Source organism: Pseudomonas sp. NBRC 111124 (genome assembly GCF_001320245.1).
GTDB lineage: Bacteria > Pseudomonadota > Gammaproteobacteria > Pseudomonadales > Pseudomonadaceae > Aquipseudomonas.
The window spans coordinates 1-9013 of record NZ_BCBA01000085.1; the positions used below are offsets into that span (position 1 = coordinate 1).

The window sequence follows — 9013 nt, forward strand, 5'->3', positions numbered from 1 at the left end:
CTCCGGCGTGAGCGCGTTGAAGGCCAGGCGCAGGGGGAGGCTGGGGCCGATCAGGAAGTTACCGACCAGTGCCAGCAGTTCGATGCCGAGGGTGTACTGACCGGTGCGCGGGTCGACGCCGTGATTCAGGAAACTGAGGTTGTTGTATGCATTGGAGTGGGCCGCTGAAAGCGTCATGATGAGCTCCTTTGAAAAACCATTGGTTCAATTGGCGGATTTTGGCGCTTTCAGGCTTGCGCATTGCCACTTGGTGTAGCCTTCTTCGTCTGAGCGATGAGCTCTACCAATCAGTACCTGGTTTACAGGGCAGGTATAGTCGCTCTCGTGTTCTTCTTGGGGGCCCTGCCACTTGGACGGAATTACTTGTAACCGGTTTTCTGGTTTTTCGCTGCCTTGGTAAAGTTCACTGCATTGAATTTGTGATAACGCATTTTCATCGCCCTTATGAATGCGGCCCGTCATGACTTCATCTGGATTACAGGTGAAATAAATATATTCTTGCTTTTTCTTGTCGTAATCTTTGGCATCGGTACAGGTTGTGAAATCATCGTCGTCGTCATCTTTTAGTCGATAGCCACATTCTGGGAATTTGACGGACCAGGCGGACTTGGCTTGCACAATATTGTTGCCAGGTGTGGCACATTTGTAAGATGTTTTTTTAATCTCATCACCGTCGTGCTTGCGGCCGACTATGACGGTGTTTTCAGGGCAAGTGAAGTTGCTTTCACTTTCTTTTCCGGCAGAGGTCCACTCTGTGGGAGTAGTAAATTCCACATTGACCGTTTCGGGTGTGCTAGGGCCTGCTGAGACGGTGACCTGCACGCAAGAGAGGTTGTAAGTGATTCGCTCATTGGCCGTGGCGGAAGCGCGCTCGACTTTGAAACCTTTGCTGCGATTGTTCTCATTGTCCACATTGGTGACGAATTTACCTTTAAATGCCATGAGCCCGCTGAGGCTTTCCGATGCAAGCCTTGAGCCTGTGGCCGTTGTTTTAAGTTCTATGAAGAAGTTTTTATTGCTCTCCGGGTCGCGACGAGCGTAATGTTCTGTGCCCAGCTCAGTTTCGCAATGATAATCATCGGTCAGCAAGATGCTTACGGCAGAAGGCGCATTTGCAACTTCTATTGTTTCTGCTCGAAGCTCGTAGCAAGGGGAAGCGGGACTATTGATCTGGTATTGGATCTTGCGCCCCGCGGCGGCACTGGGGATGGGAAGTTGACACGAACTGCGGCTGTCATTTTCAGGGTCTAAAACGTCACCTTTCTTGCCTCTGAGTGTAATGGTTCCAGTGCCGGTCTCCGCAGCCAGGGCGAAACCGGCATGGGTAAATATGCCCATAGAAACAATAAAGACTGAGGAGAATAAGAGTGCGCAGCGCACGTTTCGTGCAGGCTTGTTGATTTCGAATGCCATGGGTTGTGCTCCTTTAATAAACGCTTGCCATATAGTCCGTAGCCTATGCGTAGCGTGTTCATAGGTTGAGATTGCCGGCGAGAGTGAGGCCTGATGCAAGGCTAACGAATGTATGTGGTGTTGGCACCTGGCAGTTTTGCTAGGTGGCAGACCTAGCATTTCTACCAGTAGGCAAGCCGGAGTAGGCGTTGAATAATCAGCCGAAATGACTACCGCGCTGGGTGTTGGAATGACGACTACGAACGATAAGCCTGTGACGGCAACACGCCCCGCAAAGCCGGATATTGAAGGTTTGACGGCCGACAATGAAGTTGATGTGGTGGCGCTGGGAGGAAAGGATCTTGATACTTATATAAAGTATGAAGGCATGGGAAATAATGACGAGCTTCACGTGAAATGGCAGGGTGCCAGTCCGGTTGGAGAACCCTTCGACGATATTGAGCAGATCATACCGGTCAGAGACCCCGGTGAGCGGGGGCAGTTGGTCACAATCAGTAATCGCATTTTGAGTGATACCCTGGGCGGGACGGCCTTCTATTCTTATTACATCAATGATGACGAGGAAACTGAATCATTTCGTCAGTTCTGCAGAATTGGCTTGCTCCCGCCAGTGGAACAGGCTGAGCAGGCGCTCTCAGTGCCGCTCATTCTTGAGTCGCATAATCAAGTGGTTGCGGTCAATGAACTGGATGGCAGTGGTGCCAATGTCTGGGTCGCGCCTTATCAGACCATGCGCGAGGGCGATACCCTGACGTTGTGCGCAGAGATCAATGACGAAGGTGGAGATCCGATACCGCCAGTACCTACGAAGTACGTGCACGTTCTGGAAAAGGAAGATGTAGGCAAGGTCCTGCGTTTCAGGGTGCCGAAGAATAAGTTTCGCGTGGGGGGGCGTGCGCACTTCTATTACCTGCTGAAACAGGATGGGCATGCCGATGAGTTGAAATCCTCGTCTCAAGATTTTGAGATACGTGATAACTACCCCGCCTGGAAGGACGATGAAACACTGCTCGACCCTGCAAAAATCGACAACTATGACGGTGGCTCTCTCGATCCGGGTGGTTATCCACAAGGTCTGACCGTTCGTATTCGGCAGGCGCGGGGTGTAAAGGCTGGGGATGTCGCGCTGTTGTATTGGTGGACTGGCGAAGTGGATAGTACTGTGGTGCAGAGCCTGCACCTGGATGCCAGCAGTGTCGAAGGCAGTGAAATGCAGTTTTCAATACCTCCCGGTTTGCTGCTTGCCAGTGCTGATCTTGAAGTCAGCCTCGTTTATCAGATTGCCCGTCAAGGCCGAGCGGTGAAGTCCCAGCGTCTGCAGGTGACGGTGGATAAACCCCGTATATGGGGACTTCCTAATGTGGTGGGTGCGGCTCCTGAGAGTGACGGCGCTGTTATTTCAGCCTTGAACGTGACGCTCGGAATGCTTGTCGACGTGCCGGATGAATTTGAGTTGCGCCCTGGCGAAGCACTCAGTGTAAATGCCGACGGTGACCCGGTCCGTGGGAAGTACATTGTCCTTGAGCCTGAACCTGACAAGCCGCGACGATTTCGAGTGCCGCCCACGGTCTTGGGCGCAAACATGGGGCGTAATACGGAGGATAAGAGCAAGCGCTTCCCCGTGACGTATCGCGTTAACGGCATTTTGCAGTCTCCAGCCTTGCAGTTGCGCATACAGCCGTTGCCGATAACAAGTTATTCGCCGGTTACATGCCCGGAAGTGGATGCGAATGGCCTTTCGATCAAGAAACTTGGCGAACGTAATGCCACATTGGCGCAGCGGCGCTGGCCGTTCTGTGTCGAAGGGCAGCCACTGACTATTTCACTAAGAGGGTTCAGCAAAGATGAATCAGCTTATGAATATGACTTGCGCGCGGGGCAGCCAGTATCCGACGATGAATTCAAGGATGCACAGATTACCCTGCCGTTACCGCTCGAAGAGTTAAAGAAACTGAAGGTGGGCTCCAAGTTGCACGTCGACGTGAGCGTGCGCTTTGATGACGTAAGGGAGACCCCATTGCCAACCTTATCATTCGACATTCTTGAGTGAGCACCTAGTGCTCAAGCGCTGGAGGCGTCATGAAAAAGCAGACAGTAGAAGAATTTGTAGCAGAAATGAAGAAGGGGCCTCAGACATTTGGCTGGGACGTTGTGCTGGCGTTTGCCAGGGATAAAACCAACCAGATATTGATGCAGGAGTATATCGAACGTTTTCACGCTGAGCAGTCCTATTTCCCGTTAATCAACGATGAGGTCGATACCATTGCTGGCAGGGTATATCACTACATCGAGGACTTGCAGGTTGCAACGCCAGTGCTGTCATTCATCAATGCCTCGATTGAGGATTCGATGGCGCGTTTGCAGCTACGAAGTGTCGCGGGGAAGATGATCGAGGCTGAACAACCGGTTGGCACCACTCGCCGAGAAATCATGCGCGTCGCGATGGTTGATGGATTGCTTGGGCCGACGCTGGAGATGGATATTTCCCTCAAGATGGTTACGGGTGGGGTGGGCGAGGCGGGTGAAGTTGTACTGGATATGAGTGCGAAAAACGTAGTCAAGTACCAATTCAATGGTGTTGATAGTGCCACGCAGGCTGTGATGCTCGCGGAGCACTTGGGTAACTACATTGACAAAAATTTCGACGAATCAGAAAAAGTCTACCCACTGAGCCAGTTAAGGCTCAACGACAAGGATGCATTGCAACCTGGTGAATTTATCATTCGCACCCAGGCAAGTGATGAGTCAAGTGTCCGGGATAGCGACGGCTATGAAGATGGCCTGGTCTTGATATTCATTGCGTTGAAAGGTAACCAGGCAGGTGCCGGCCCAAATAAAGATATGATGTACCTGCTGCCGAAGGGTGGAGAGTATTCGACAAATCTGGTCCTTTCCAATGACCTGATACTCAGGAAGTTATTTATCGAAGCGTTGGGCGAGCGTGAGCAGTTGAGAGGGGTTGATTTCAAGCCTGACAATAAACCTGGCGAGTTAGCCCTGACCTACTATGCGGCCAATGGCAGCATGCAGTATGCGTGGGAGTCAGAGGGTTATGAGCAATCAAATTTTTGGAGAGGGTTCAAGGTAGAGAAGTTTGAATGTAAGTTCTCGAAAACGGAAGCGGGGCGCGAGCAGCGTTTGCGTGCGGGGATTATTGATGAAGGTTTTTCCGTGAAGTGGGATGGCGCGACAGAGGAATGTGAGGGGACCGGGCGTTACACCGGCATCAATGGAGCTGGTCATAGCAGTGTTTATTATGAAGGCTATTACATCTCACGTTGGACCTTCGATCAGCGTTTTCAGTGGTCATTGAAAGCCGTTGAAGGGCGTAAACATATCGCACTGACGCCAGCTTCGGGTAAGTACACCTTCGACACTGAACATCAGCGTGTACGTGGGAAGGATAACGCGGTTGCCAAAGATGAATACCAAAAGGGCCTGGTGAGCGTCAGAAGCGACATGCGTGATAAATTCGAATGGCTGCAGGACGATATCAAGGACCTGGGCTTTGAACTCGATGCCTTCCGCCTTAACGGGCTGCTATTCAGTGATGAAAGTGTAGTGGAGCCTGAAGTTTTGCGAGTGCCCGGCGACATGTGTGTATTGGGCAAGTTGTCGGCCGCACGCACGGAATACACACTAACCCCCGCGTTGCCTATCGTCGCAGCGGGTGTGCCTTACACATTCAAAATTGAACCTGCCTCCAGCGGTTTCGACTGGCGTGTCGACAATGTGCCGGATGATGAGGGCTACGTGGGGACGATCAAGGATGGTGTGTACACACCGCCATCGGCCGAAAGTTTTGGGCATACGTTCAAGCGCGCGATTGTAACTGCCAGCAAAGGCGCGTGGACGGGTAAGGCCCTGGTCAACGTAGTAGCAACGCCGCTCTCGGTGTTCCCTCTGGTGGCGAGTGTCTCCACGGGTGCCGAGTTCGCCATGTGGGCTGCGTCAGTTGATGGAAAGGCATTGACGGCAACAGTCGAAGGTAATGCCGAAGGCGATGTGGTTGCGTCTACTGATCCTCTTGTTCAGCAAATCTGGAAGTATAAAACGGATATCAAGGTGCCTGAAGGGGGCTGGAACCCACCTCCGGAGGACCTGGTGGATTATGTGGTGCGCGTGGACAAAGTAGTGGTCAAGAGTGCGTCCCATGGTACGTCGAACGAAATAGCCATGATTGTTCCCTTGCATCCGGTGGGGCAATACTTTATCAAGGTCAAAGAAGTTGGCGCGGGGGAAGAAACAGCGGCGCTGCAAATGGAACTGTGGACCAAGAAGATTACGGGTGTTGAAGTCCCAGTAAAACCTGAAGATGTGATGTGGCGGTTGTTGGTAGGTAAGGGGAAGCTTGACGAGAACACGGGTGTCTATACGCCCGAGGCAGGCGTACATGAGCATTATGTCGCCGTTGCAGGCCTTCATGTTGATAGGTATGACGATGGGAATGGCGACGAGTATGTTGAGCTGGAAGCCTACGGCTACAAGATCATTCCGGTACCCTTTGTTTCGTTGGAAAAGTTGAACGATATTCTCGGTAATGCAGTTCAGGAGGTGCACCATGGCTAATGACGACTCGCAGGTTTCAGTGGGTAATACTGAAGTTGATCCCACACTAGGCTGGGGTGCGATCTTTGGCGTGAGTAAGGCTGCCTTGGATTTACAGCTGCAAGAGCGGTTCCTTGAACGCTATCGCCTGCAAAACTTTCCGTCGGCATTCAATGGCACATTCCCCATCCATAATGGTGGCCGGCAGTGGGCGGACTTCGCCGGGCTTGTCATGGGGCCGCCAACACTGGACTTCAGCAAAACAAACCAACTGGACGATTGGGTCAACGTACGCGTGGAGTTGATTACGGGTGACTTCACCGTAGTTACCAGGCTAGCGGGCCATCCGCCGTTGATCGAGTCCAGTTCAAACATTGTCAGAGGCATGGGGCTTTATCTACAGGCGCGGGTTCGTGTGAGCGCTACTGTGGAAAGGGACAACGGCTACCTGGCCGTGAATGTGGACTGGTCCAGTGCCGAAGGCTTCACCTGCAACCTGGGGCGCACGGAGTATGCCCAGCAGGTCATAGCAAATGCGTTGGGTGAGTGGCTCAAGACGATGCCCGTCAGCGAATTGCTTGCCTGGGATCTTCGCGGTTATGGCGCTTTCGATCCTCATCATGTGAAGGTGCTGACTCAACCTGCCCCTTGGACGGCGGAGACCGACGCCGAGGGTGATGGGGCAGTGCTGTTGTTCATGCAATTGGGTAGTGACGTCAAAGCGGGAACTCTGCCGCTGCCCAGCGCTCCGTTACCCTATTGGTTGGAGCGAGGGGCTGGCCCGCAAGTGGCCATTTTGGCGGCGGACTACATTGACAAGTGTGGCTACCCTCCCACTGTCGCGGTTCAAGCGCTGGCCCTGCAAAACCAACGGCAACTCGGCTGGCAGGCAAAAGGCAGGAGTGGCGTGACGCTGGGTACGCTAAATGACACCCCAGCGACACGCCGAGTCGAGCCTGCTGTGGTGACCCTTACCGCAGGCGGCACTCAGCCATTTACCTTGAAGGGTATTGCTGCAGCCGACTGGACCGCTACCAATACCTACCTTACCAGCGCCAACGGCAGCATTGACCAGGCAGGGCGTTACACCAGCAGGGCGTCGACGGAGTTTGTGAAGCAAACGCAGCTGGTTCTGGTGGATGGACAGAAACCTGAAGACCAGTCCTCCGGTACAGCTTTGGTGGTGGAGAGCCTTGACGCGATTCAGATCTACCCGCGGCTTGCAGTCTGGGAGCCTGGTCAGCCGGCAATCGAGATGCGTGCGTCAGGAGGCAGTGGCAAAGTATTGAAGTGGAAGGTGGTGGGTGAGGAGTGGGGCAAGTTCAGTCACGCGGAGGGTGCCGAAAACAGCTTCACGCCGCATCCTTCGGACGCTTTCATCCCCCCGGTTCGGCTGCAGCAGTTTGAGGTTACCGATGGTGAGGTGACGAGCAGCGCCTCTGTGGTCATGGTTGTCTGGCCGGCCTCCCGGGTGGTAACCCCGCATTACGTGCGCAGGGAACACACCGCAGGCCCTTTGGACTTCAAGGTTAGCCGGGTACCAAGACCAGGCGTCAACCTTGACGGTTATAAATGGCAACTCTTTGGAGACGGCCATATCAATGAGGACACTGGGCACTATACGCCACCTGTCGCTTCGGCAAGGTCCTGCAGTGTGGTCATGGCGATCAACGAAAACGACTTTGCCGGTTACGCCATTATCGAGCACGGTACACGCACGGCCAAATCCGTACGGCCAGCCAGTTGGATCGGTTTGGAAAAGTTCTATGTGCAGGCAACGGGCGCGGGCAGGGGGTATGCCAACGGTCTGCAGCAGATCGAGGTGTTGGTCACCATTGAAACCAATGTGAATAAAGGGGAGCCAGACGTCAAGGTCAGCCCGGAAGACCTCAATACACTCAGGTTCTACGCGAAGGGCGGTAGCGAAATACCTGTCATTGAAGGCGATGTGGGCTTTGACCCCCCTTCGGATAGTTCCGAGCCCGGAACCTGGAAAGTCAATTTGCTCCATAACCCCCGCTATTCAATGTTGCCTGGCGCGGGCGTGGTGCCAGGTGTCGAGCCCCATAATGAACAGGCGACGGTGTATAAACGCTACTACCTGCAGACGACCAGTGTGTTGCAACAGGAATTTTATGCTGCTTTTGTCCGAGTGGCTGATGATGTGTCTTTTAACTCGGAAAGTGAATCCGATACCAACGGTGTCGTCAAACTACAGGGTATAGAGCGTCCACACGTTTCATTGGGCGCTTACAGCGTCGATGTGACACGCGCTGATCAGGATCCGAACGGTGAGGTCGTTGACAATGATGTGTTCAGTTACATGGACTGGACGCTGGATCATTATCGACTCAATCTGGTGCGGGAAGGCCTGCGTATTCCATTTGTCAGTGTAATGCTGGACCCCGATGATAATCCATCCGCCGTACGGTGGGAGTCAGAGCAATTTGCTGAGGGAGGCGTCAGTTATACGAGCTTTGCCTTGGGCGGCAGTGATGTTTATAAGAAGCTTACGCTGTCCGGGCTGTTGCAGCGGCTGAATGCACAGCGACGTGTTGATCTGAAAGATGATTTCAAAGCGGGTCAAGAGCCTGCGTTGGGTGAGTTCTTGGTGTGCCTGTCTCGGCTGTCGAATTTCTTATACCGTCACCCGGAAGACAGTGCTGATCTCTATGAGATACCCGTAGGGCTGGACCGGCCGTTCAAGTTCATGCTTGTCGATAAAGAAGGTAATCGCCACTACCTTCAATTCAATTATGAAGTGAGTACTAGTCGGCGCAACAAGTTATTGCTTGCGTTGCAGCCGGCTGTGGAATAAAAAACTTCGCTCCGCGCTTCGGCGCGGACCTCTAATACGAGCAGAGCGCTTAGTATGAATAACCAACCGATCGTCCATTCCAATGCATTCAATTTTTTAAGTTTCCTGAGTCACGGCGTCGACCCGCGCACCGGTCAGTACACCCTCGGCATCGAACTGCTGGCACTGGTCGGTAACTTCCTGATCGGCCCCAGCCTCCCCCTGCGCCTGACCTTCAACGCCCTCACACCGGAC

Annotated in this window: 5 protein-coding genes; 4 read left to right on the top strand and 1 reads right to left on the bottom strand. The window is 53.3% G+C overall.

The window, feature by feature from the left end; genetic code table 11:
- Nucleotides 1-204: 204 nt before the first annotated feature.
- Nucleotides 205-1413 carry a hypothetical protein gene (locus APH28_RS25745; protein ID WP_060513253.1) on the bottom strand — a complete coding sequence of 403 codons (1209 nt, stop codon included), beginning with the start codon at nucleotides 1411-1413 and terminating at the stop codon, nucleotides 205-207.
- A gap of 205 nt (nucleotides 1414-1618) precedes the next feature.
- Here APH28_RS25745 and APH28_RS25750 point away from each other — a divergent pair, with 205 nt between their 5' ends.
- The 4 genes from APH28_RS25750 to APH28_RS25765 all read left to right on the top strand — a co-directional run.
- Complete coding sequence (locus tag APH28_RS25750) at nucleotides 1619-3463, top strand: hypothetical protein (protein WP_060513254.1); 1845 nt, start codon at nucleotides 1619-1621, stop codon at nucleotides 3461-3463.
- A gap of 29 nt (nucleotides 3464-3492) precedes the next feature.
- A complete protein-coding gene (locus APH28_RS25755; protein WP_060513255.1) occupies nucleotides 3493-5982 on the top strand; it encodes a hypothetical protein in 2490 nt (829 codons plus the stop codon).
- Nucleotides 5975-8779: a hypothetical protein gene (locus tag APH28_RS25760; RefSeq protein ID WP_060513256.1), complete on the top strand. Its 2805-nt coding sequence runs from the start codon at nucleotides 5975-5977 to the stop codon at nucleotides 8777-8779. The genes APH28_RS25755 and APH28_RS25760 overlap by 8 nt, the downstream gene beginning before the upstream one ends.
- A 54-nt stretch (nucleotides 8780-8833) precedes the next feature.
- Nucleotides 8834-9013: hypothetical protein (locus APH28_RS25765; RefSeq protein ID WP_156340953.1), on the top strand; the 180-nt coding region annotated here is incomplete at its 3' end.

What these genes read in the sequence shown, in the direction of transcription:
- APH28_RS25745 (WP_060513253.1), bottom strand. Translation starts at nt 1,413, where the DNA reads ATGGCATTCGAAATCAACAAGCCTGCACGAAACGTGCGCTGCGCACTC.
- APH28_RS25750 (WP_060513254.1), top strand. Translation starts at nt 1,619, where the DNA reads ATGACTACCGCGCTGGGTGTTGGAATGACGACTACGAACGATAAGCCT.
- APH28_RS25755 (WP_060513255.1), top strand. Translation starts at nt 3,493, where the DNA reads ATGAAAAAGCAGACAGTAGAAGAATTTGTAGCAGAAATGAAGAAGGGG.
- APH28_RS25760 (WP_060513256.1), top strand. Translation starts at nt 5,975, where the DNA reads ATGGCTAATGACGACTCGCAGGTTTCAGTGGGTAATACTGAAGTTGAT.